16 protein-coding genes are annotated in these 24,154 nt (G+C 52.3%); 2 read left to right on the forward strand and 14 right to left on the reverse strand.

The genetic code is table 11. The features are described from left to right. Positions 1–2 precede the first annotated feature (2 nt). Positions 3–1,268 carry a UDP-N-acetyl-D-mannosamine dehydrogenase gene (gene wecC, locus CLR77_RS13720; protein ID WP_097461233.1) on the reverse strand — a complete coding sequence of 422 codons (1,266 nt, stop codon included), beginning with the start codon at positions 1,266–1,268 and terminating at the stop codon, positions 3–5. A gap of 30 nt (positions 1,269–1,298) precedes the next feature. Further along, entirely contained in the window at positions 1,299–2,432 is a 1,134-nt protein-coding gene (gene wecB / locus CLR77_RS13725) for a non-hydrolyzing UDP-N-acetylglucosamine 2-epimerase (RefSeq protein WP_097461234.1), read from the reverse strand. Between the two features lie 131 nt (positions 2,433–2,563). Here wecB and CLR77_RS13730 point away from each other — a divergent pair, with 131 nt between their 5' ends. After that, positions 2,564–3,520 carry a glycosyltransferase family 2 protein gene (locus tag CLR77_RS13730; RefSeq protein ID WP_097461235.1) on the forward strand — a complete coding sequence of 319 codons (957 nt, stop codon included), beginning with the start codon at positions 2,564–2,566 and terminating at the stop codon, positions 3,518–3,520. A 261-nt stretch (positions 3,521–3,781) separates the two neighbouring features. Continuing rightward, on the forward strand, positions 3,782–4,873 hold the full coding sequence (locus tag CLR77_RS20035) for a hypothetical protein (RefSeq protein ID WP_143269418.1): 1,092 nt from the start codon (positions 3,782–3,784) through the stop codon (positions 4,871–4,873). 2 nt (positions 4,874–4,875) lie between these two features. Here the strand turns inward: CLR77_RS20035 and CLR77_RS13735 are convergent, their stop codons facing one another. The 12 genes from CLR77_RS13735 to CLR77_RS13795 all read right to left on the reverse strand — a co-directional run bounded on the left by CLR77_RS13735 (position 4,876) and on the right by CLR77_RS13795 (position 24,117). After that, positions 4,876–5,817 carry a glycosyltransferase gene (locus CLR77_RS13735; RefSeq protein ID WP_097461236.1) on the reverse strand — a complete coding sequence of 314 codons (942 nt, stop codon included), beginning with the start codon at positions 5,815–5,817 and terminating at the stop codon, positions 4,876–4,878. Next, a complete protein-coding gene (locus tag CLR77_RS13740) occupies positions 5,814–7,175 on the reverse strand; it encodes a phenylacetate--CoA ligase family protein (RefSeq protein WP_097461237.1) in 1,362 nt (453 codons plus the stop codon). The genes CLR77_RS13735 and CLR77_RS13740 overlap by 4 nt, the downstream gene beginning before the upstream one ends. A gap of 3 nt (positions 7,176–7,178) precedes the next feature. Then, the gene (locus CLR77_RS13745; protein WP_097461238.1) at positions 7,179–8,885 is read right to left on the reverse strand and encodes an asparagine synthase-related protein; all 1,707 of its coding nucleotides are present in this window, start codon (positions 8,883–8,885) and stop codon (positions 7,179–7,181) included. Further along, positions 8,885–9,487, reverse strand: a complete 603-nt coding sequence (locus tag CLR77_RS13750; RefSeq protein ID WP_097461239.1) for an acyltransferase — start codon at positions 9,485–9,487, stop codon at positions 8,885–8,887. Before CLR77_RS13750 ends, CLR77_RS13745 begins: the two co-directional genes overlap by 1 nt. Position 9,488: 1 nt before the next feature. Further along, positions 9,489–12,095 carry an RIFT barrel domain-containing protein gene (locus CLR77_RS13755; RefSeq protein WP_097461240.1) on the reverse strand — a complete coding sequence of 869 codons (2,607 nt, stop codon included), beginning with the start codon at positions 12,093–12,095 and terminating at the stop codon, positions 9,489–9,491. A gap of 125 nt (positions 12,096–12,220) precedes the next feature. After that, positions 12,221–13,684, reverse strand: coding sequence for an oligosaccharide flippase family protein (locus CLR77_RS13760; RefSeq protein ID WP_097461241.1), 1,464 nt, complete (start codon positions 13,682–13,684; stop codon positions 12,221–12,223). 161 nt (positions 13,685–13,845) lie between these two features. Then, on the reverse strand, positions 13,846–16,545 hold the full coding sequence (locus CLR77_RS13765) for a tetratricopeptide repeat protein (RefSeq protein ID WP_097461242.1): 2,700 nt from the start codon (positions 16,543–16,545) through the stop codon (positions 13,846–13,848). Between the two features lie 278 nt (positions 16,546–16,823). Further along, positions 16,824–18,194, reverse strand: a complete 1,371-nt coding sequence (gene prsR / locus CLR77_RS13775) for a PEP-CTERM-box response regulator transcription factor (protein ID WP_097461244.1) — start codon at positions 18,192–18,194, stop codon at positions 16,824–16,826. Between the two features lie 229 nt (positions 18,195–18,423). Continuing rightward, the gene (gene prsK / locus CLR77_RS13780; protein ID WP_097461245.1) at positions 18,424–20,505 is read right to left on the reverse strand and encodes an XrtA/PEP-CTERM system histidine kinase PrsK; all 2,082 of its coding nucleotides are present in this window, start codon (positions 20,503–20,505) and stop codon (positions 18,424–18,426) included. A gap of 152 nt (positions 20,506–20,657) precedes the next feature. Next, a complete protein-coding gene (locus CLR77_RS13785; protein ID WP_097461246.1) occupies positions 20,658–21,605 on the reverse strand; it encodes an SDR family oxidoreductase in 948 nt (315 codons plus the stop codon). Next, on the reverse strand, positions 21,605–22,423 hold the full coding sequence (locus CLR77_RS13790) for a lysophospholipid acyltransferase family protein (protein WP_097461247.1): 819 nt from the start codon (positions 22,421–22,423) through the stop codon (positions 21,605–21,607). Before CLR77_RS13790 ends, CLR77_RS13785 begins: the two co-directional genes overlap by 1 nt. A gap of 527 nt (positions 22,424–22,950) precedes the next feature. Further along, positions 22,951–24,117, reverse strand: a complete 1,167-nt coding sequence (locus CLR77_RS13795) for an AMP-binding protein (protein WP_143269419.1) — start codon at positions 24,115–24,117, stop codon at positions 22,951–22,953. Between the last annotated feature and the right edge of the window lie 37 nt (positions 24,118–24,154).

Here is a 24,154-nt window from a genome sequence, read left to right on the forward strand (position 1 = left end):
TTTCAGTTAGTCAAGCCTACGGCGTCAACCAAGTTTTTCACTTCGCTCAACTCCGCACGCACAGCTTCAAATGGCGCATGCTTCACCAGTACGCAGAGGATATCGGCATCTGCCAGTGCGTTTTCCATGGCCACTTTCGTAATATTCGAGCGGGCTAGCGACTCAGGTAGCTTGTCGACATTTGGTTCTACGACGAGTACTGAGCAACCAAGTTCAGCGATCTGTTGTGTGATGCGAAGGGCGGGGCTTTCACGCAAATCATCGATATTTGGTTTGAAGGCCACGCCCAGGCAAGCCACTTTTATATCGGCGCGGCTTCTGTTGGGGGCAGTGGCGTGCAGTTGCTGCAGTAACGTTTGAACCTTCCCGATGACCCATCCGGGCTTGTTGTCGTTGACTTCCCGGGCCATACGGATAATGCGTGCATACTCGGGGCAGCTATCGACAATAAACCATGGGTCAACGGCGATGCAGTGGCCTCCGACGCCGGGTCCGGGCTGAAGTATGTTGACCCTGGGGTGACGGTTAGCGAGGGAGATCATTTCCCATACGTTAATACCCAAACTGTCGCAAATCATCGAAAGTTCATTCGCAAAGGCGATGTTGACATCTCTGAAGCTGTTTTCAGTAAGCTTAGCCATCTCCGCCGTACGCGCGGTAGTGGTGATGCAGTCACCCTGAACGATCATTTTATAGAGGGAAAAAGCAGCTGCTGAGCAGGCGGGCGTAATGCCTCCGATTACACGATCGTTCTCGACCAATTCTCTAATGACCTGGCCGGGCAGTACCCGTTCAGGACAATGAGCGACATTAATGTTTGCTGAATCCCCATGTATGTGGGGTACCTTGAGATCTGGACGTTCATCGGCAATCCAAGCGGACACTTGTTCGGTTGTACCAACCGGTGATGTCGACTCCAACACTACGAGGTTTCCAGGGCGAAGATAAGGTGCGATGGCTCTGGATGCGCTTTCCACATAGGATAAGTCCGGCTTTTTGTCGCCTTTGAAAGGTGTGGGCACAGCAATAAGGAACGCATCCGCTTCCTGTGGTTGGGTATCCGCATGTAGGTAGCCCTCAGTCACCGCAGCGCGAACGACGATATCCAGTGAGGGTTCTACGATATGAATCTTTCCCTGGTTGATCATGTTAACCGCATTCTGATTGACGTCGACGCCGAGAACGTGAGTTCGGCGCGAGGCGAATACCGCAGCGGTTGGCAATCCTACGTAACCTAGACCCATCACCACAATTTTCTTGATCGTCATGCGATTAACCTTATTTTTGATCCGGTTGGATTATTGCCACGACTGAAGCAGTGTCTCGACGATGCGTTTGCTGGCCTTCCCGTCACCATAGGGGTTGTGGGCATGAGCCATACTTGCGTATGCGTCAGTGTTGGTCAAAAGCTCGCGAACTTCTTGCGTAATGAGCTCAACGTCAGTGCCGACAAGCCGAACGGTCCCGGCTTCGACCGCTTCCGGACGTTCCGTAGTGTCGCGCATGACGAGTACTGGCTTACCCAGTGAAGGGGCTTCTTCCTGAATGCCACCGGAATCGGTGAGGATAATAGTCGAGCGTCTCATCAAATACACGAAGGGCAGATAGTCCTGAGGCTCGATAAGGTGCACGTTATCCTTGCTGCCAAGCAGGCGCTTAACGGGCTCTCGTACGTTGGGGTTGAGGTGGACCGGATAGAGGATTTCTGTATCGGTATGTTCTTCTGCGATAGATGAAAGAGCTTCGCAAATTCGCTCGAACCCACTACCGAAGCTTTCTCGCCTGTGCCCGGTTACCAGAATGAGCTTCTTATCAGGGGCTAGGAAGTTAAACACTTCTTCGAATTGTTTGTCGAGTTGGCGATCATTGTCTAACTTGGCGGAAACCGCAAGCAGCGTGTCGATCACCGTATTCCCCGTTACTGTAATTCGTGCGTCTTCGACCCCTTCGCGAAGCAGGTTGTTTCTTGCTAAAGCTGTAGGGGCAAAGTGTAGAAGAGTGAGTGCACCCGTAAGTTTGCGGTTAGCTTCCTCTGGCCACGGCGAATAAAGATTTCCGGTCCTCAGGCCCGCCTCGACATGACCCACAGGAATCTGTTTATAGTAGGCTGCCAGCGATGTGGCAAAGGTCGTGGTTGTATCGCCGTGCACTAAAACGACGTCCGGCCGGAATTCATCGAGCACGGACTCCATGCCGCTTAGCACGCGAGCGGTCAGTTCGCCCAGTGTCTGGCCTGCTTTCATAACGTTTAGGTCGAAATCCGGGGATATATGAAAGAGCTCCAGAACCTGATCTAACATCTCCCGATGTTGCGCCGTTACGCAAACTTTTGCGTCGAAACGAGAGTCTTCTGCAAGAAGGAGTGCCAAGGGGGCCATTTTTATAGCCTCGGGGCGGGTGCCAAAAACGGTTAGCACTCGTAACGCTGACATAAACAACCTTTCCGTAGGTAGTGAACGACGGGCAGAATATAGCATAGGCCAGCGGGTTTCTGTACGGAGCAGCTAGGCTGATTTCGCCCCCTATACTTTGATTGGCAGAGTTTTTCAAAGGCAACTAGCGAATGACCCAAAATTTTTCCGGTCAAGATATTACAGTGGTGATTCCCGCACACAATTGTGAGCGCTTTATCGAAGATGCAATCTGTAGCGTGGAGGCCCAAACAGAAAGACCAAAAGAAATACTTATCGTTGAGAACGCGTCTTCGGACAAAAGCTACGAAGTTATCCAGGGCCTCGCAGCAGAGCGGAAGGTTCCTTTACGTATAGTTAAGACGAGTTGCCCCGGAGTCTCCAATGCGAGAAATCTTGGTTTTTCTTTGGCTAGCACACCCTTAATTTCAATGCTGGACGCTGATGATCTTTATGATCAATGCTTTCTCTCGCTGGCGTTGAGAGCGTTTAACGCTAAGCCAGAGCTGACACTTTTTTTCGGCAATCGACGCCCTTTATCGGATGGTAATGTAACCGGCGACACCTTTCTGGAAAAGACTCGTTTGATGAGCCTGGATTATGAGGAGGTGGTCCCGGATATTCGATACGTATCTGGTGACCTGTTCTCCGAGTTACTGAAAGGGAGCTTCGTGTCCTGTAGCGGGGCCGTGCTTCAAAAGGAAGCGGCATACCGCGCGGGACTCTTTCCTGTTGGGCTCGTTTCCAGTGAAGATCGCAAGTTTTTCTGCCGCCTTTCTCTTTGTGGGCCTTCAGCCTATACGCTTGCCGTCACGCATTTTTACCGTGAACATGATGCGAGCCGAACAGGGCGATCCCACTGGATTGAACTCAGGAGGAATGCGATCGTCGCGTTGAATATGATTCGATTGGAGCTAAGTAACAAAGACCTGTCCGTGGAGCAGCAGGGACGTCTTGATGAGGCCATTGGTGCGGAAGTCACCAAGCTATTGTACGACGGCGCTGATAATGGATGGGAACGCTTTCAAGCTCAGCGGCGTTGGCTGGAGTCCAAGGGCCTTTCCAAGGGGATTTCTCCTCGTTTCTACCTGAAAGCGTTGAAAAATTAGTGTCTTGGGAAAGGCTCGGACCGTTAAATACGCATGTCCGGTTTTGTAAAGTAATTATATGAAATTTAGTAATATGTAATCTTGAGAATTAGATCATTTGGTATGAGGTTTGTGGCCTTATCATGGGCCGGTAAATGCTAAACTTCGTTAAATGAGAGATCGGTCGCAGGGCCGGTGAAGTTGAGCTTCGCTTCGATGGTTATAGCCTCAGTGCTGGCGAGTGTTCTTAAACTTGGGTGTTGAATATTGGGAATCGTTGATATGAGCATTTTCCGTAAAGCAATCGGCCTTGGCGCCGCAGCATGGCTTGCAACTTCATTTGCTCCAGCGGTTTCGGCTGGGGTTATTTTCCAAGATAATTTTGATAATCAACCTGACTATATTGCCGATAACTACCTATCTGGTTCTAACCATGAACTTTGGGCCAGTAGAGGAGACACTGTTCCCAAAGGTTGGGATGCGGTTTCCGTGTGGTCATTGTTTGCTGGGAAAAGCGGCTTGCAAATTACATCGGCTAATAGTGATAAGGCCCGTGGTGGAACCGGAAAATCATTAGTAATCTTGCGGGGTAGTGGAAGTACCGCTTGGTCCAGTGATGCGGAGCTCGCGAAAAACTTTTCGCCAGGTTACGATCAACTCTATGTTAGTTTTTGGATTAAATTTCAGCCCGGTTGGACTCCTGATGGACATACAAAAATATTCAGGATTGGATCCTATGCTCCAGACACTATCGGTCCAGATTACTGGAGCAATATCGGAATGGGTTTTATTTGGGATTGGGTTAGTTATCCTACGGGCAGCGGTTTGAGAAATGGATTATTTTTAGCGCCTAAGCCAGGTGCACATTTTTCTAATCCAAATATTGGTAACGGTGGCTGCAATTATGATGGTTATAACACATATAATGCTAACTATACTAATTGTCCATATGATTTAAATGCTGACGGCGTCGTAGATAATAAACCTCAGATCCTGGATCGGGTGAGTGGCGGAATAATTCCTGATGGCGGTGTTGCTACGCACGATATGGTATTTGGTTCGGCGTGGAATCATATGGAATTCTTTGTCAAAGTGAATTCTAAACCCGGCGTTCAGGATGGCATTCTTAAAGAGTGGTTTAATGGAAGTCTAATTTTTGAAAATGATGCTATACCTTGGCGTCAAGCTGATATGTCTGCTAGCCAGAATTTCACTGCAATAAAGTTTGGTGGAAATGATTTCTTTACTACGTATCCACGCTCTGATGAGCATACTGAATGGTATTCAATAGATGACGTCGTCGTTAGGGATGATTTGCCTGCTAATAGGCTTGGCAATGCTCCTAATCCACCTTCAAATGTATCAGTGAAATAGCGTCATCGATTTAACCTGCGGCCTACAAGACTGAGTAGTAGGCCGCAGCTTCTTGCGGTTACATAAATTATATCTATAAAATATATTGAAAATATTTGCTTTTTGCTTATTTTTTTAACTCCGCTTCGATATATTCTTTTGAAAGAAAATGCTGCCGGTATAAAAAACATTCCCGATAATCCTGCGAATAACTTGCTGGGACTTAATGTTATAAGTCCGATGAGAAATAAAGTGAAGAGAAAAATGTGCAGGGAAATAAGAATGAATACTGGGTCCTTAATGGATGCGGATAAATTGTTGAAATAATTTTCAGAGTGCCAAATTTGGCGCATAAAAAATTGGCGGAGTGTCTTTGCATTACCAAGGTGAGTTACAGATAATTCTTGCGTCATTTTAATGGAATAGCCTTTCGATTTCAGGTCTACAGAAAGCTGGGTATCCTCTCCTGATGATAGTAGTTCGTTAAATCCGCCGATAGATTCAAAGGTTTCTTTTGAGATAAAGATACTGGCACCAATAAGTTCTTTTGGAACTCGTTTTATTCCTTCTCCAAGTAACCAGTTTTTTTCTAGCCAATTTGCTTCTCTGGGAATTAGACACCCCCCTCCAAATACGTGATTAGGGTGAGCTGTGGCAAGATTGACGGCTCGATTAACCCAGTCATTATCTATAATGCAATCTGCGTCTATGAAAGCAAGAAATTGTCCAGATGCTTTGCGCGCGCCCTGATTTCTGACCGCGCCAACATAGCCTTTCGCTCCTTCAATAACTAATGCGCCGGTTTTCTTTGCAATGTCAGCCGTTTCATCGGTTGAACTGTTGTCAACTACAATAATTTCTAGACATTCTGTTGGATAGTTTTGAGAATTTATTGATGCTAAGCAGCGACCAATAAATTCTTTTTCATTTTTGGCTGGTATAATAACAGATACAATTGGTTTCATGAGATTCCTACTACTGACTTAAATTTACCATTTTTCCCCCTGGGTATTCTTTCTACATATTCAAAATTTATGGCTATTTCTTCGCTTATTCGAGATTTGAAGTTTTCAGTTATCAGTTTTTCATTGTTTGGAATCTTTTTGCTAGTAGAAATTAAAATTGTGCATTGAGTAACAGAGTTCTGGATTACTTGTGCTTCTCTAATGCCATATACTCCTTTGAATATATGATCAATACGACCAATTTTTCGACCGTCTGGAGTAAAAATATAATCATCCTTTCTACCATTGAAGCGAACTATAGATTTTACTCCTTCCGAATTGCCTTTGTCGTCAATGGAGATTGCTGTATCCCCTACGTCGTAGCGAACTAATGGCATGGCATAGTTATTAAGGGTCGTTGCTATAATGCGACCTTCTTGCGCATCATCACTCTCTTTAACTATCTCGGAAATTCCAATTAGTGGATTCGTTTTGTAAATTCCAGATATATTTTGCCCTGCAAAAATCACATATTCAGCCGTGCCGTAATAGTCATATATGGGGCATTGAAACGCAGATTCTATTCGGTCTCTTTGCCAGCTAAGCAAACTTTCTGAGTTTGTCACTATTGCTTTAGCTTGGAATTGAGGTCGGATGCCTTTTTCCAAATAATGTGTCGCCAATTCGCTAATGGCAGAGGGATAGCCGATAATTTCTAATGGTTTAAAGTTATCTAACTCTTTTCTGTAATAGGGGAAAGTTCGAGAACTTAAATGATAGCTAGAAAAAATTTTTTGATTTTCCGCCCAGTTAAAACGTGAGAAAGGAGGAGTTAGATTGTTTAGTGGTTGTATCATGCGCCCGGCAAAGGTTGCTCTGCGTGAACGAAAAGGAACACCATGAGACTCTTCATGATCTACCAAAAGAGCCATCGCTAGCTTGTATGTGTATTCGTTTACATCTAGTGCAAGAGGGGTGCCCGTGCTTCCGCTTGTTTTTTGAACAATAAAGGGCCTTTTACCGTTAATAGGCCGAAATAGACTTATGTGTTCCCGCAGAACCTGTTTGTCCAATATTGGCAATTTTTGAAGATCCGCGACTGAAGTTATATCTTGAGGTTTTAGGGCGTATTCAGAAAAAATATTCTGGTAGTAAGGGATGTTTCGGTAACAATATTGAATCAGCGCATGAAGCCTCTCTTGCTGCATTGCATCGATTTTATCCTTGCTTGCTTCCTTAAACTCAAGAATTTCCTGCTTTATCTTTTTATAGATTCCGATATAGCGTTTTCTATATAAATCGCAGCCATATACTGAAACTAGAAAGCTCTGAGCCCAAGACGGCGTATTGTAATAGACGTAGTCAAACGCACCTCTCATTGCTTATCTTTCCCTTTTGGCAAAAGCCAAGTAGTAGTCCACGGTTTTTACCTTAGCCAGCATATCAAGTGTTGAACCCGCATCAATAGAATTTTTGGGGTTGTCTTTGATTGTGAGCCTCATTTTTTCCTTATCCCACATCTCATGCTGCAAGCTGTCGATAATGTCGTATAAGCTGGAGGATTGGTACAAGTGTTCATAGTTGAACCAACCAAGCTGAGGACTTTTGTTTCGTAACCGCCGGGATAGAAGTTCTTTGACGATCCGGACTCCCCGTGACAACTCTTGGATGGGGATCGGGTATTTTGCGCCAACCAGAGTTGCAGACATTGGCTCTTTTAGTAGTTCCGAGTGGTGGCGTCGGAGTATCTCTTGGTTGGTTTTGTTATGAACCCGTTCGCTGAAAGGGAGCTTCCCAATGGCTTCAACAGCTCTGTCATCGGCGAAGGGTAAGCGGTACCCGATCAAACACGATGCAGCTTGTGCCTGTTTCAGAATGTATTGCCGAGCCCTGTGGTCCATATTGAATTGCTCGATAGCCAGCTGCCAATCCCTTGTTTCCTGATACTGGCGGCTCAGACTGTCATAGGTTTGTTGCGCCGTTTTGTCTGCCAATGTGGAAAAATGCGCATTTGCGTCGTCGGTCAAAAACCAATGGCTGGTCGGCGGCAACGCGAATTTTCTGACTGCTGCTTCAATACGGTGGTCAGGGATCCTTTGTTTGTTAAAGATGAACAGAGCTGATTTCAATTTTTGCCACCGGTTTCCCAAACTGAGTAAACCGTAATGGCCACCTAACAGTTCGCCGAGCACGCCGCTGACCAACGGCGCGTCATAGATTTTTTTGATTTTCTGTGCGGCGAGGTACCAGATAGGAAAAACACAAAAGCCATTTTCGTTCAGCATGCTTTCAAGAAGCTGTGGTGTAAAATCTAGCCGGCTGATCTCTGTAAATATGTGATCCAGCCGAACAGACCCTGTGAGTCTCTGCGTAATCCGTAACTCTCGACTTGAAAGGTCGCCGTGGGAATAGGCTGTTGCAAATGGAGTGCTCCCGTCGAGAAGGAGCGTTCTTGAATCCCAACCGGCCGACATCATCAATACGCCTGGTGGAGAGCTCCTGAGATGATCCCTTAGGCGCTCTGCAATGGTATTAACCGGATCTTCTGAATCATCATCTGAGCTTCTCGTCCGACCACTGACGCTCACTGAGGGCACTGGGCCATCCAGCGATACTGTGATCTCTTGGTTTGGCAGCGTTTGCTGAATCTCCTGGAAAAACGTTTTGCTATCTAGCGTATAGCCGCGGCAAAGATACTGTTGAATCGAGTGCCATTCGACGGTCGTTTCATTAGAGATGAGGTGTTCGAGGCGGTTTGAGAGGCAGTATGTACCATCGCCAAGTTGCCGATGGAAAACAATGGCCGTCCCGAGCCGGTCAGTGCTTAAACGAAACTGATGGGTTGTTGAATCGTAACGGATCAGGGTTCCTGAAGCACCAGGATGAGTAGCTTCAGGTTCTTCGAATGGCGATGCAGTCCGCTCACCCATGAAGAGCGAAAACCCGGTGTGATCCGTCTGGTATTGAATGTAATACGGATTGTCGACGTTAACCCATAAGCTGCAGTGCGAGTCTTCGAAAACACAGGAAACATCATGGAGGCTCAGGCGTGTGGGACCAAGCGCTATAGAAAAGGAAGTCGGTTTCACTAAGCCTGCTCCTTGGTAATTCTGTCACCGATGGCTTTTGCTGGGTTACCGGCAATGATGATTTTAGGTTTCGGCGTCTCTTTTGTAACTACGCTTCCTGCGGCCACGATGCAGCCATCATGAACGTTAGCCATCACCAGTGCGCTATTGCCTAGCCAGCAGTCGGAACCGATGGAAATTTTCTGGTATGCGCCACCTTGTGCCTGAATGGGTTGAGTGGCGTCTTCAAAGAAATGTTGCTTGTTCCCACTCAAAATATGGACACCGCTGCCGATTAGCGTGTCCGCCCCGATTTTACATTTGCCGATATTACATTGGGGGCCGATGTAAACCCCTTTTTGTATTGTCGTGTCGCGGTGAGACAAAAGTGTGAGGAATCCAATCGAAATTTCATCCGAGGTGTCGGGACAGGCTAGGTGGTAAAAGGCTGCTCTGGTGTATATCCCCAGCTTGCCGGGAATGATACTCAGAAACTGGGAGAAGCCGCTGAATACGGCGTCAGTCTTACCGCCTTTTGAAAGCATCCAATAGAGGGCATACAGGGGTAATACCAGAATGAGGACGCCTTTCTTGACGATAGTCTTTACGACTCCTCGAATCATGTTAGCGTCCCATGCGAATTGACAGCCATGCCTTTTCCCGTTTGATACTGAAATGGCGCAGTCCCAGCAGAAGGCGTTTCAGTATGCGTAATGTTATCGACGCAAAGCCGATTCGTGATGGCGATAACCTGTGGAAGGCGCTGGGGGATAGCTTTGCCAGTTGATCTTGAAATAAGGATTGTAGCTCGTCAATCGTAAACCCCTGAGGACCATAGTTCTGAAGTAATATGACCAATACCCGGGTGTATTGGCGTTCCGGCGTTTGCGTTAAGGTATCGGTGATATGTTGTTGCCATTCGAGCGCTTTCCCATAGAAATCTGTTGCAGACTCGGGGAAGAAGCTTGCAGCCTGGTAGAGCAGCGCCGCTTTGCGTATGTCCTGCGCGGTCCAGGTATGATTCGGAAATTCCAGCTGCTCCGGGTGGGTCAGAAAAGGGACTTCACAGTTCATGATCCACTGACAGTAAAGCTGCAGGGCGTTCCTTGCGTAGATCAGCGCGTCGTCGATCTCCGAACGTTCAAGCTTCAGGTTGATGTACCGGCTCAAACTGGCGAGAAAAACGAGGTAAGACCAGGCGACCTCGACATCTAACAGGTTTCTGTCGTTTGGATCGTCATCAGGGTGGACTGTTGCCGCGATGACGCGCGCTGCCTGGTGCAGCCAGTCTCCGGAAGGATCGATCAGACTGGCGTCAATCAGCGTATTGAGGTAGTTGCCGGTGCCTCGAGTGAAGGCGTATTGCCGGTTGGATACGGTCCGTCCCTTGACGCAATGTATGAGAGAGGGGAGATCCCTCCGCCTAACCAGATCGAGCTGGCCCAGTATGCTTGTATCACCCTCTCGCTGACTGGTTATCCAGTTTGCTAATTCAAGGACTGCCGTACGCGCGGTTTCATCGCCGGTCATCAAGTAGTGGTATAACAGGCCCGTACTATAGCAGTGCTCTTCGGCGGGCCCGCCTCCAGTTTGCCCCGGCGTAGAACTCGTATCATTGTGACGAGTGAACGTCCTGTGGGTCGCCGTACTGGCGTCCAGGTAATGATCGGTATGCCAGAAGAGTCCGTTGTTGTATTCCGCGCGGTCTTCCTGGGTATGGTAGATATCGATGTCTACGACGTGGCGGGCGAGGTCGTCCATCAGTTGGAACCAGCGGGGATCTCCGCTGAGTGCAAACTGCCGCGCAAAACCGTAAATCGGGTCGTATTGATTGTTGTAGTGGGAGATGAACGGCTGTTCGTCTTTACCCTGATAGAGCGTCTCGTGGTCCGCAAACAGGTCGCCGAAGTTGCGCCAGCCGTACTCGTCAATGATCTCCCGCTTCTGAAAGAAATTACTGGGGCCTTCAATGCCCGCCTGAATGAGGTCATCCAACCCGGTTTTGGGGGCATTTGCCTTAAACCAGGGAAAGGCTTGTGCCTGCTCGTAGATTACCGGGTCAAGTGATGGGACGGGCGGCGACTGTGTCCAGTCGAGGGCATTCGGGCTGTCACCGTAATGAAGGTAGAACGTTTGGTTTTTTCGCTCTCCACCCTGAAGTTCATAGGGTAGGGCCGTTTCCTCCGGGAATAGCGCAATATCCAGGCTTTGCGGGGTTACGCCGATGGCACTGGGAAAATTTTGCCAGAATCGGTCCAGGCTCGCCTGGAAGCTTCCGATGGCGGTCATCAGGCCTGCGGTGGGGGTCGCGCGAAGGCCTTCCGCGATCTGTTTTTCGCCACGGCTGACCTTGTAGCCGGGAAAGGACACGGTCAGTTTACCGTCCGCGCCAATGTGGTTGCGGCTATTCCAGTGCTCCCCGCCACTGGAATCCTGATAGAGGCGTAACGGGGCGCCGGTTTCGGCTTCGGGCTGGTCAATGGCTGCTCTAAGCCAGCCTGTTCCTGGCGCGGGAGATTCCAGGCTCGCTGTCAGAGAGCGGAAATGTATCGAACCCGGATCTCCCAGGTCCCAAAGTCCGCCGGGATGCCGGGCGCGCTTCGGATTGTGCAGGCACAGTGACGCAGTAACCGTGTCGCTGTCCCTGAAAATTTCGACAGAGCTGCTGAAGTCGGCCAGGCGATCGCCTTGTGGATTTTGCCAGTATCCACTCATTTCGAGCCGTACACAGACGGAGCCGGCTTCCCGGATTGACCATGGGGATTTTATAACGGCGGCACAGGGCGCGCCCAAGGCGTCGCTTAAGGCAAATGAGAGCGTTGAGGGCTGCTCAGCGCCCTCCTGAGTCTGAAGCCAGCCGGGCCGCTGCCTGTCGAAAGCGAAAATATGCTTTCCATTACTGACGCACAGGATGTTCCCAGTGTGTTCGACCTTCAGGGGGGGCGCCAGCTCCGCCGCATTCTCGGCGAACTCCAGCTGGTAGGTCGTAGTGGCGTTTGAAGTGGGCGAGGCGATAAAGCGGACTTTTAGCCACCTAACAGAACCGTCGGGCCAGTAGGCGAGTGGCATGGTCTGTACCGCGCAGGCTTCGCCGTTTTCGCCATTGATCAGTCGGCAGCTCTGATCCTTGGAAAGTTGTCCTTGCGGGTAAGGAACCCCAATGGTTTGCGGTACACCGGAAAGTGAATGGGGTAGCTTGTTCGAAACGCGAATGGAAACGGCTTTATGCATCTGCTCTCAAGCGCCTACTTCGTTGGTAATACGTCGTCCGTAATACAATGATACTTTGTCCTTTACACGGATAAAGCATAGTAAAGGATGCGATTGTTGTTTGATGCGTCGATCTTTCCAGCCTATCAGGGACTCGGCTTTTTTCTACGAATCACGTGCTTCAGCAGGAAACGAATCTGATGCCACTCTTCTGTGTTTCGTAGCAGGAGCGAGGCCCATATCAGTGTCGTTGCCACGGCGATCAGGACAAAGCCTGCGCCACGGAGGAGGAACTCAACGACAGGCGGCAGCGCTTGTAGCGGGCACTGTGCAATTAAATATCCAGCGCCTGCGCTGCCGATCAGGGACGGAAGTGTCAGCCAGCAGTATCTCGCCAGTCCGAAGCGGGTCATTCGGGCGAGAATCAACAGCAAGGCCAATGTCGTCGCGATGGCCAGCCATCCCCGTGACCAGGCCATCGCCGTCAGGCTATGGGTCCCCGTTAACAACAGTGTGACAAATATGATGACGGTGGAAATGACGTCAAACCAGAACAGGCGATAGACCTTACCCAGGGCGATTATGGCATCGCTAACGAGGGCAAACAGGCAGAAGGTGAAAAACAGGAGGCCGAACGGGCGAAGCAAGGGTGCATACGCTGTCCAGTTATCACCCAGCAAGACACCAACGATCAGCTTCGGGTACATCATGATAAAAAGTGTGACCGGGATAAGGCAGCTGCTCATTACGGCGAGACTGAAGCGAATACGGTGGGCCAGGGTGGCTGGGTCTTCTTTGGCCTTGGCGATGGCGGCCAGTAGCGGCTCTGACATGGGAATGATTGCCGATAGTGCCGGCAGCAGGCTGACTTCCCGTACGACGTTATAACCACCGAGCGGCGTGGTACCGAAAAAACGGGATACCATCAGGTTATCGATTTGAGAGCGGGTAAAGCCGACGATGCCTCTCAGCAGAAGCCACTGGGAAAAACCCCATTGCTCGCGAAAGTTGACCAGTGTCCATCGAGGTCGATAGGCATCCACCCGGTAAGAACCAATGGCCAAAATACAGGCAGACACAATGTTGCCGGCAATGAGCGCCCAGTAGCTGGGGTGCGCCAGTGCCAGCCCGATAACAACGATAAAGGTGATGATTTTCTGCCAAAGGTTGAGCCGGAAGATCGGCCGGTAATTGATGTCGCGTGCCAGTTTCATCAGGCCGGGCGTTTTAAGTGCCCGAATAGGGAGCGTTAGTGCCGTAACACTCAGCGCGGCGGTTAATTCCGGTGTCCTGAAGTAAATCGCCAGTAATGGTGACGCCGCGATGATGAGAAGGGCGAGCAGGCTCTTAAGCAGGACATCCATGGACCAGGCAGTATTGAGATCGTCGTCGACCAGGGTTTTCTTCTGAACGATATATTGCTGATTGCCCGTCTCTACGAGCAATTCGAAAAACTGCATGGAAATCGTCACCAGTGCGACGATACCGAATTCGGCTGGGACCAGGAGGCGAGCCAGGATCAGGGTACTGACGATCCCCAGGCCTCTCTGGACGAGTTGCAGGCTGAGTAAGAGTGCTGCGCTTTTGAGAACGCTAAGGCTAGCGGACATGGAGATCGTCGCGGAGGAGGGCTGACATTCAGATAAGCCTTATGATGACTGCGTAACGCTGTGTCCGAAACCCATATCTTCGCCGACCTATGGTGCCGAGATCTCCCCTTGGGTCAGCGAGTTTCGCTGCGGCCGACCCAAGGGATAGAGGTGGTGACTTGTCAGAACTTCTCCAGAATTGCCTTCGCTTTCTTGTCCTGTGAGGTTTGCTTGTAAGCCTCTGCCAAATGGAGTGCGATTTCCTTCTGGTCCGGCGCTTTCTGGTGAGCCGCCTCGAGGATCGGAACACTTGCCTTGGCGTTACCCTGTTTCAGCAATATCCAACCGTAGGTATCCGCAATGGCGGCCGAATCGGGTTGAATTTCATAAGCCTTCTTGGCTGTTTCTGCCGCGCGCTTGTCGCCTTTTTGCTGATAAATCCAGGCGAGGTTGTTGAGTGCCGCGGGCTGGTCCGGCGACAACTTCAGTAGCTGCTGATAGGCCTGTTCCGCTTTATCGATCTTGTTCTCATTCTGATAGGCGATGCCGAGACGCAGGTAGGTCTCTGGTACATCCGGGTATTGTTTGGCGGTGTCTTCAAGCGTTGCGATGGCGTTTTGCGGCTGCCCACCCAGGGTCTGCGCGGTAGCCAGCTGAAGTGCGGTAGCCGGGCTACTGGCCTTTTGAAGCGCCAGCTTGTATAGCTCGATCGCCTGGTCGAATTGCTTTTTCGATAGCCGGTAACCTGCTTCCACCAAGTAGGGTTGAGCCGTATCAGGATTCTTCAGCTTGAGCTGACGCAGCAACGCGAGTGCGCCGTCTTCGTTGTTCTGGGTGAACAGTACAGTTGCGCGGGCCAAACCAATTTGGAGGTTGTCTGGGAACCGTTGGTCGGCAAGGTCCAGAACTTTGCCCGCCTGATCGGCCTTCTGGGCTCTCAAATCGTTCATGGCTGCATTGACGTAAACCATGGCCATAAGCCGCTCAGCACCTTCCTTGCTCTTTGACAGCGCTTGAACCTTGTCGCCGAGTGCTTCGCTTTCCTTGAAGTTGCCTTGATCCAGGGCATATTCCATCAGGATGATGCGAGGGCCGGTCGCCTCGGGATGCTTGTCGGCCTCGTTGCGCAGGAAGCTGACGGTTTGAGCGATCTGCTTCTTATCGTTGGCGGTGAGGCGAATGAGCGATGACAGGGCCGCATTATCATTGGGGGCTAATTCGATCGCGTTCTTGTAGTAGGTCAGGGCTTTCGCGCGTTCGCCATTGACCTCCATCAGGTGCCCCATGGCCATTTGGGGGGCGGCGGATTTCGGATCCATCTTGGCGGCAGCCTGATAGTCTTCGAACGCCTGTGTCGTCTTTTTCTGTAACGCGTTCAAATCACCGCTGGCGAGAAGGGCATAGATGTTCTTGGGTTGCGATTTACGCCATGCCTTAGCGGCTTCCACGGCCTGTTCGGCCTGGTTCCCCTTGAGGAGAGCGGCAATTTCAAGTCGGTGTGCGGGAACCGAATCCGGTGCGTACTTGATCGCCTCGCGGGCTTGAGCTGCAGCGCCATTGAAGTCGTTTTGCTTCATCAGCCACTGGCCATAACGAAGTCGCAATGTGAGGTTTTTCGGTTCGAGTGTTAAGGACTTCTCGATGTATTGACGACCAACGTTCAGCTCCCCGGCGCTGATAGCGGCGGTTCCGACGAGGGCAAGTACGCCGGGGTCTGAGTCGGCACCTTTCAGCTCGGACAGCATCTTTTGCGCCTGCTGGCTTTGGCCGGAGCGGATTTGGCTGGCCGCGAGCAGTTTGGTGGCTTCAAGAGAGCTACCGCTTTCCTCCAGCGGTTTAAGCAGCTTTTCTGCTTCCTGGGTCTTTCCTTGCTGGTAGCGGATTAGCCCGAGCAGCAGGGTTGCTTTTTGGTTGCCAGGTGATTGCTTGAGGATTTCCTCGAGATGGTTCGCGGCTTCGCCGAGATCGCCCCGTTTATAGGCTTTGATGGCGGATTCGTAGTAGCCAATGATAATCCCTGGGCCTGATTTGGCGAGAATCTCTTCATAAACATAGGCCTGCTGTATCTTCCCTTCGGCACGCAGCACCTGAATGAGCGATGACATCGTCTGGTATTTCTGCAATGTCATGATGTCATATTTGCCGATATCTTCGAGGGCCCTCATGTAGGCGCTTTCGGCCGTAGCGTAGTCCTTTTCGTTCTGTGCCATCTGAGCCTTCCAAAGCAGGGCATCAGAATTGGTCGGGTTGTCCTTCAGGGTGGCGCTTAAGAGACTTTGCGACTGCTTCTTGTCACCCTGGAAGTAGGCAACCTTGGACAGCCCTACCGCGGCATCGACGGAATTGGGATTGAGTTTCTGGGCGGCTTCGAAGGCGTCTTTGGCGCCGTTAGTGTCACCTTTTGCGAGCAGTACCTGTCCGCGCAGGTTGTTGGCCTTGACCAGGTCGTCCTTAACACCGGATTCCGGTGTTTTGACATCGTCGAGATGCTTAAGGGCGGAGTCATAGTCGCGTTTGAGCAGTTCTGTTTTCGCCCACTCGATGGCGATGCGATTCTTGTCCGCGACGTTAACGTTCTCGGAGAGATGTTTCTCGAGCTTCTTCAGGGACTCTTCGGCGTTGGTCGCATCGCCGGCGATAATAAGATTGTCGATGATGAGCAGGTAAGGCGCCGCATTTTGCGGCTGTAGCCGGATGGCGCTGCGCGCTTCCTGGGTACTGGCCTTCAGCTCGCCCTGCCGCTCAAAAAAGCGGGCCTGGTCCATGTGGCTGAGGTACTCGACCTGAGCCTTCGTCTTTTCGGGCTTTTTGCTGCAACCTGCCAGCGGCAAGGCAATGACGGCGCAGAGCAGCGAAACCTGGAAAAGATTTTTCCCGTTCATCTTCGGATTTCCTTATTATCTTCAGCTTCCGCGGCCTGGTTAGGCTCCGGCTGTCGGGGCGAGCAGGTGGCCCGCGACCTCGAGCGGTAGCGTTGGTCGGGAAGCAAAGTCAACACGCTGGCGGATGATGTTTGTTGTTTGGATTTGCGATGCAATCAAGCCCATCATTCGGGCTGCATTTAACCGTTTTACCTTCTGTTCCGGTCTTTTGTATGTATCAGGCGACATTACCACCGACTTATGGCCCTGCAAGATGCCATTTGCTTGTCGCCCGACGATCATTCATTGACTGCTTGCGATGTCGGAATCCGGTATTTATCCGTCAGATTGTAGAGCGTCGGACGAGTGATACCCAGAAGCCGGGCCGCTTGCGCCATATTAAACTGCGAAGACTGCAGTGCCTGCATGACAGCTTTCCGTTCAGCATCTTCCCGGACCTGACGGAGGTTCAGGATGGCGCCATCCAGACTCTCGTCACAGGTTAGCTCAAGATCGGCGGCGGTCACGCGCTTGCCATCGGCCATAATCGTCGCCCGCTTGACCTTGTTGATCATCTCGCGGACATTGCCTGGCCAGGTATAGGACTTGATTGCGCGTAACGCCTCCTCGGTAAAGGCCAAACCGCCGCGGTCCATGGTACGGGAAAACTCTTTGAGGAGGGCCTGGGCAATGACAACGGCATCGCCTTCCCGGGAGCGCAGGGGCGGCACTTCGACCGTGATTTCGCTGACGCGATAATAGAGGTCTTCCCTGAATTCACCGGAGTCGATCAGTTGGCGAACATCGCGGTGTGTTGCGCAAACAACGCGCACATCGACTGGAATCGATTTTACGCCTCCCACCCGGTCAATCACCCGTTCCTGCAGGAAGCGTAGCAGCTTCGCCTGCAGCGACATGGGCATATCTCCGATTTCATCCAGGAACAGGGTTCCACCGTGGGCGAGTTCGATTTTGCCTTTCTTGTTCTGCGTGGCGCCGGTGAAGGCCCCTTTTTCATAGCCGAAGAGTTCGCTTTCCAGCAGGTTCTCTGGGATGGCGGCGCAGTTGATGGCGGCGAAGGGCTGATCGGAGCGGCCACTGAGATCGTGGATGGCACGAGCCAGGAGTTCCTTGCCGGTGCCGGTTTCGCCAATGATGAGCGACGTGACATCGGCAGGCGCAATTTTCTCGATGGTTCGGCAGATATCCAGCATCTGGGGGCTGGCGGCAATAATGCCTTTGATTCGGGCCCCATTGGTAACCAGGCTGAGTTCGCGGTTTTCCTTTTCCAGCTCGGCGAGACGGAATGCCCGGTTGACCACGAAGGAGAGAATGTCGGCATCCAAAGGCTTTTGGTAAAAGTCGCTGGCGCCCATACCGATAGCGCGAACAGCGTTTTCCTTTTCTTCGCGACCGGTGACCACGATGACCTTGGTGGCGGGGGCCAGTCTCAGGATCTCTTCCAGCAATGCGAAACCTTCGGAGGCGCCACCGGGATCGGGTGGTAGCCCAAGATCCAGCGTGACGACCTGAGGCTCATGGCGCCGCAAGGCGGTGAGGGCACTGTCCCGATCCTCGGCGATAGAAATCTCGATCTTGTCGTCGAAACACCAGCGCATCTGGCTTTGCAGGCCGGGATCATCCTCCACAATGAGTAAACGTTTGTTCACAGTGCGATCAAATCCTTTTTTCGTTATTTGTGGCGACACAGCGCCTCGCCTAATGGAACCACTATTACCGGGGGAAAGCGAGACTTCTCCAGCGTCTTTTCTTGCGCCTTCAAGTGATTATAACAAGCTATAACGTCGCCTGAAGGGGCAATAATGTATTGTTTTTGGCCTGGCAGGCTTGACAACGCGCTTTGATGACCAGGTTTGTGCTTTGACGTCCAGATAGTTGTCAGGCCGCCGCATTGGCTTGATCGGCTTCGCGGTTCAAGGGAATCCGAACCGAGAAACAGGAACCGACTCCAGGCTCGCTGGTGACATCGATATTGCCACCGATCTTACGAATATATTCCCGCGCCTGATAGGCGCCAATTCCCATACCGGTCAGGCCCTTTGTGCTCTCGAAGGGCTTAAACAGCCGGGTCTTGATGAAGTCTTCGGTCATTCCGGAGCCGGAGTCCTGGATAAACAAGACCACGTGGTCAAGGCTGGTTTTGAGCGTGATCGACACTTCGCCGTCCCGGGGCGTGGCATCCTGGGCGTTTTGTACCAGATGACCGAGGACGCCTCGTAGCTGATCGGGGTCGGCCTTCACGTGGATATTGGTCTCGGGGCCCACATAGATCGGTTCCGGTTTCTGCCTCGCTTGCTGCGACACAATGTCGCGAACGATCGGAGGCAGATCCAGCACCTGGGCGCGGGCTTCGTCGCTGGGCTTTTTGATGTGCTCGACCAGATTGGACATCTTGTTAACAGCATGTTCCGTGGTTCGGATCATGTCGTCGATAAATGCCGGATTCTCGCGGTGTTTCGGTGCATTGCGTACCAGTAGGGACAATTGGGCAATCAGGGTTTTCAAGTCATGCACCATAAAGGCGGAGGCCTTGTTGACCGCTTCGAACTGCATGGCACGTGAGAGGCGCGACTGGGCATCGGATTGGGCGAGGAAATTACAGGTCTGGCGCGCGACAACGCGGATCAGGTCGAAGTTTTCCCAATTCAGCTCGACGCGTGTATAGGGCTCGCCGATCAACACGATACCGTACAGCTCGTTGCCCAGATAAAGCGGAACGATCAGCCACTTGTCCGGGAAGTTGAGAATGGCATCCGGAATCTCCAACAAATTGTAGCGAACAGGGTCGTTTTGGTATTCGCGCAAATCCAGGACCCATTCCCGCTCCTGGAAGAAGCGGACGAGATCGCAGTCCAGGTCGATTTCGGTATGTTTGGGTTCTTGCATGTTGACGCTGGTTGCGAGCAGGAAGTGACCTTCGTCGTCGCGGAGCCAGAGGGCGCCGGAATGGCTGTCCACCAGGCTGGCCAGAATGCGGATTGTGCGCTCGGTCAGAGGCGGCTCTTCACCCAGATTACTGAAGAATTGAGTGATTTTGAGCCACTCATCCCGGTAATCGTATTTGTAGTCGAAGAAATTCTTGCTGATCATCAACATCGCCCGGGAGCGCAATCGCGACGACGTTATCAGGAGCGTGAACAGCAGAACGAAGGTGGTCATGAACAGGATCTGCAGCGCCTCTCCCCAAGAGCCGCCCCAAACCCGGACGTAGTATCCGCCGGCGGATACGATCAGGAGATAGATGCCGGCGGCGATCAGCGTCCCGGCATGAAACACCAGATTCCGGGAGAACTGCAGCTCGATAGGCTGTTTGCGGGCATTGATCATATTGACCGCAAACAACGGTGCTACCAGTGCATTGATGGCGCCGCGGGCATCCCACATCGAGCTTGAGATCTGGTTGAATAGCAACGCTTCAGCGTACATGAAAAAGTCGTAGACAAAGATGGCGCCGATAGCGATGCAGACGTACTTGATACTCGAGCGGCCGTAGGTCACAGAGTTGCGCCAGATCTGTTCGACCAGGCTGAGGCCAAATAGCGCGATGGCCATCTGCGCGATGACCCGGACCTTACCGGGAATCAAGGTCACCGAATAGATGTTCTCGACCACAGCCGAGGCGAAGAGCGTCAGCAGGGCGAGTCCAATAATACTGAAAAGAGTGATTCTCAGTCGCTTGAGCTTGGTGGGAATACGGTTGCTATCCCGGATCAGGGTGATCAGCACCGTAATCCAACTGGCATCCCTGGCCAGCTCAAGGCCATAACGGACGACGAAGGGCGGTTGACCCCACACGGACTGTGCCGCAAGGGCTGCTGCCCAGGTCGCAGATAGCAGTGCGGCCACAAGCAGGGCCCGATCCGTGTAGCGTCGCAGGTATCGCCGGGAGACCAGCAGGCCGAGTAGCAGGAATGCGAGCGCTGCAGCGGTATGACTGACCGCGCCGAATGTGAGGGTCATGTGGAGGTCCACCCGGTCATTGGCTGCACCGATAAAAATGAATCATCGCTCAAGTGTAGCCGATAGCTCCCACAAGACGTAAGCCTTGGATGTGAGACGCGTCCGGATGACTTCGGGCCGGCCGCGTGGACGACGGGCCCGATTCCTGCGTATTACACCGGATTCTTGTATTCCCGGTAGTAACGAAAGATTTCTCTCAGCGGACGACGGGGACGGAAGCCGAAAGTATCCCGGAAAACCCGGCCATCGATCACCACAGGGTACTTGAAAAAATTCATCAGGAAGGGTGGGAAGTTCTGCATATTGAGGGTGCGCAGAATGAAGCGGGGTACCGCCGGCGGGACAGAGGGGATCGGAACCATCTTGCAGCCACACAGTGAGAGCGCATGCTGGTAAGACACCCAGTCTTCCGGAGCCACATTGAAAATGCCCGGCTTTTCCTTGGTATAGGCGAGCACCAGGGCCTCTGCCATATCCTCGATATGAATGAACTGCATCATGGGCGAAAAACCGGCCAGTGTCGGTGCGTATTTGCTCGACAGCAGCTGGCTGATAGTGTTCCGCACGCCGGGGCCGACGATATTGCAGGGCCGCAGGATGGTGATGTTCAGGTTGGGGTAACGCCACAGATAAATGGTGGCGAGATTTTCCAGCTCAACCGAATCGATCAAGTCCATCGTCAGTTCGGCACCCTTGAGGGGGGCGGATTCGTCGATCAACGCCGGGTTGTAGGCGTTGGCGCCATAGACGTGATAGGTCGACAGGACGATGACTCGTTTGATGCCGTACTTGTTGCTCAGGTTTAACAGCTTCTGGGTACCCAGGACATTGGCGTTATAACGGCGCATCCGGGTTTCCTGGCTGGACATGATCCGGCCGAGATGAATAACGCCTTCAAAGTCATAGCGCTTGAACAGGTCTTCGAAGACCCGTTTGTTGAAGTCAATACAGTAGCTGGGCACATCATCGCCCAGATAGGGTTGCTCCCGGAAATCAACGGCCACGACGTTATAGCGGTCGCGGAGGCGGTTGATCACATGCTGGGCGAGTGCACCGGCGGCCCCGGTGACAAGAATGCTTTGCTTTTTGCGCTGGTTCATCAGAAGAGCCTTTTCCGTTCACTCAGTCCTTGATCGATCAACTCGCTAATGGCGGATTTAACCTGTTCGACCTGTCTGGTCACTTCTTCTTCGGTGAGATCCTCATTGGCGGGAAAATACATCGGGTCGCCGAAATTCAGGATGACCTTGGCCGGCAGCACCATGGGCAGCGCAACGGGGAAGTAAGGAATGCCCAGGGATTTGGCCACCGGCTTTAAGTTGCTGATTGCCGGAATCGTCTCTTCGCAGCCGACCACGCCAACCGGCACGATCGGTGCGTTGTACTTCATGGCCAAATGCATAAAACCGTTCCCAAAGCGTTTGAGTTGGTAACGGTCCCGGTAAAGTTTGCCGGAACCACGCACGCCCTCCGGGAACACGATAACCGCTTCGTCGTTATCCAGCATTTTGGCGCAGTTAACCGGGTCGCCGAGGACGGCACCGACCTGGTTCAGCACGTTGCCGAGCCAGGGGACGGTCGGAAAGAAGCGCTCGATCATCGCGCGGGGCATGCGCGGCTCTTTATCCCGGGTGGCCAGGGCGAAGCCGATCAAAATGCCGTCGATCGGCAACTGGCCGCTGTGGTTGGCTATGATCAGCACCGGACCTCTGCTGGGGACCTTCTCGGTGCCATGGGCCTCGACCCGGAAGTACTTGTCATAAAGCTGTTTGACCAGGGCATAACCGATTTTGACTGTGTCGGTGTTGTAGCCCCAGGGGTCGTAGCCAAGGCTACCGACGGGTTTGCGAATCTGGTTGATTTTTTCGTCGAGTTCCTTCGACACGAGTTTTTCTTTGAGAAAAGAGCGCAGATTCATCGAAAAGTCCTTGTTGGTCCGTCTGAACGGCAGCGCGCGGTTCGCTGGGCATTATACGCGACAGCGTTTAGGGTTTGGACACTTCTTTGAGGTTCTCATGTATCTGCCGAAGTGGCCTGGACTGACAGGGCGGTGACGTCTTCCATATGACCGCCACCTTCGGCCTGTTCAATCAGGGTTTGGGGCGGGCTATGCGCGCAGCGCTCGCGCAAACCGGGTCGCCTATCGGCGATTCTAGCAACCACGATGTATTTGTACCCCACGATGTATTTGTACCCACCGTTGCCGACGATTGACGTGCCGGTATATGAAGTCTGGGAGAAGATGGCGGATGTGCTGCCGCGCTAAACGGATGGAGAATCCGTGGAATCCCATCCAGATGGTGGAAATTCCGGAATGGAGGCCGCGGGCGCGTCATGGTCTTGCATCGGCGTGGCGGTATTCAGTGCGCGCCTTCTGTGCCTCGCGGCCAGTTTTGAGCGTCGGTGCGAGTCATTTATGGCGCGTTATTTCCGCGCAGTAGACGGTTAGTCGGTTTCAAAACGAAATATTCTGGGTCTTTCCGGCGATGACAGGTTGTCGGAGCACCAGCGGTTTAATTCTGCCCGCATTTGCTCCTCGGTTGGACTGTCGCTAATCGGTTTGATGACCGCCTCAAGGCGACCGCCTTCAGAGGCGGGTCGTAAGTCGACACGGGCGCCCGCGATAAAGTTGAGGGATTCCAGTTGGCTTGCGATGCGCTGAGGGTAAACGTTGACACCGCCAACCTGCACCGCCAGGTCCTTGCGACGAACCGGCGTTAGTTGACGGGCACCGTGCCACTGAATTTCATCCGGCAACACATAAAGGCGGTTGGCTGTAACGTCAGTAATCGCATCGGTTTCCTGGGCGCGTTGCCAGCGTGGCAACAGCTCGAAAGGCTGTTCTGGCTGCGCCCTATAGCCGATGCCTGCTGTTTCGCTGGAACCGTAGATCTCCATAACCAGCGACACGCCTAATCCCTGCAATGCCTTGAAAATATCGGGCTCGCAGCGTTCGGTCGAGGTCAGCGCCATAACCCCCTCGGGGAAACGTCGCCCCGCACGAACGGCCTGTTGCCAAAGAAAAGGAAATCCTACCAACAGGTCGCCTGGCTGTGCCCGTCCACTCAGGACGTGGTTTAAGGCCGTGGGTCCCGACAGGACAGGAACGTCTAGCAGTTGAGGCATCATGACGCCGAACAGGCAGCCATAGATATGATGGCAGGGCGAGGGTGCAACAACTCGTTCGATTGGCCGGCCTAAAATCGCTTGAAAATGCCGGGCAAAGAAGGTTACTTCATCAACCAGTGAAGCCCAAGGATGCTCACATACCTTGGGCGCGCCGGTGGTGCCTGAACTGCTGAAAGCCAAGCTGGTAACGCGTCGAGCACGCGCTTCCTGGACCAGCTCCACCCATTGTCCCAACTGGCGACGACGCAGCAAATAATCTTCCAGGCCGGAGTGATGGAGCTGGAACAGCGTATTGACCGCGGTCGCCACGGTGACCAATTCCAACGAGTCCAAGTCCAGCGAGCTGGAAGCAGGTCCTCCCTGAGACTGACGATCGCTGGTTAGCGCCGTGTCTGACCGCCATTGCTGCGTATCAAACCGGAAACTGTCGCTGCGTCGCGACCGGGTTAACTCGCTGACCAGTAACGACGTTATCATTCGCATAACGCTTTCGTCGGACAACCCCAAATCTTTGGCTACC

Source organism: Mangrovitalea sediminis (assembly GCF_002514725.1).
Taxonomy (GTDB): domain Bacteria; phylum Pseudomonadota; class Gammaproteobacteria; order Pseudomonadales; family Oleiphilaceae; genus Mangrovitalea; species Mangrovitalea sediminis.

Excerpts from the sequence above, each read along its gene's own strand:
- CLR77_RS13755 (WP_097461240.1), bottom strand. The coding sequence starts at position 12,095 with ATGCATAAAGCCGTTTCCATTCGCGTTTCGAACAAGCTACCCCATTCA.
- CLR77_RS13790 (WP_097461247.1), bottom strand. The coding sequence starts at position 22,423 with ATGAATCTGCGCTCTTTTCTCAAAGAAAAACTCGTGTCGAAGGAACTC.
- wecB (WP_097461234.1), bottom strand. The coding sequence starts at position 2,432 with ATGTCAGCGTTACGAGTGCTAACCGTTTTTGGCACCCGCCCCGAGGCT.
- CLR77_RS13795 (WP_143269419.1), bottom strand. The coding sequence starts at position 24,117 with ATGCGAATGATAACGTCGTTACTGGTCAGCGAGTTAACCCGGTCGCGA.
- CLR77_RS20035 (WP_143269418.1), top strand. The coding sequence starts at position 3,782 with ATGAGCATTTTCCGTAAAGCAATCGGCCTTGGCGCCGCAGCATGGCTT.
- CLR77_RS13785 (WP_097461246.1), bottom strand. The coding sequence starts at position 21,605 with ATGAACCAGCGCAAAAAGCAAAGCATTCTTGTCACCGGGGCCGCCGGT.
- CLR77_RS13765 (WP_097461242.1), bottom strand. The coding sequence starts at position 16,545 with ATGAACGGGAAAAATCTTTTCCAGGTTTCGCTGCTCTGCGCCGTCATT.
- CLR77_RS13730 (WP_097461235.1), top strand. The coding sequence starts at position 2,564 with ATGACCCAAAATTTTTCCGGTCAAGATATTACAGTGGTGATTCCCGCA.
- CLR77_RS13760 (WP_097461241.1), bottom strand. The coding sequence starts at position 13,684 with ATGTCCGCTAGCCTTAGCGTTCTCAAAAGCGCAGCACTCTTACTCAGC.
- wecC (WP_097461233.1), bottom strand. The coding sequence starts at position 1,268 with ATGACGATCAAGAAAATTGTGGTGATGGGTCTAGGTTACGTAGGATTG.
- CLR77_RS13735 (WP_097461236.1), bottom strand. The coding sequence starts at position 5,817 with ATGAAACCAATTGTATCTGTTATTATACCAGCCAAAAATGAAAAAGAA.
- CLR77_RS13740 (WP_097461237.1), bottom strand. The coding sequence starts at position 7,175 with ATGAGAGGTGCGTTTGACTACGTCTATTACAATACGCCGTCTTGGGCT.
- CLR77_RS13750 (WP_097461239.1), bottom strand. The coding sequence starts at position 9,487 with ATGATTCGAGGAGTCGTAAAGACTATCGTCAAGAAAGGCGTCCTCATT.
- prsK (WP_097461245.1), bottom strand. The coding sequence starts at position 20,505 with ATGACCCTCACATTCGGCGCGGTCAGTCATACCGCTGCAGCGCTCGCA.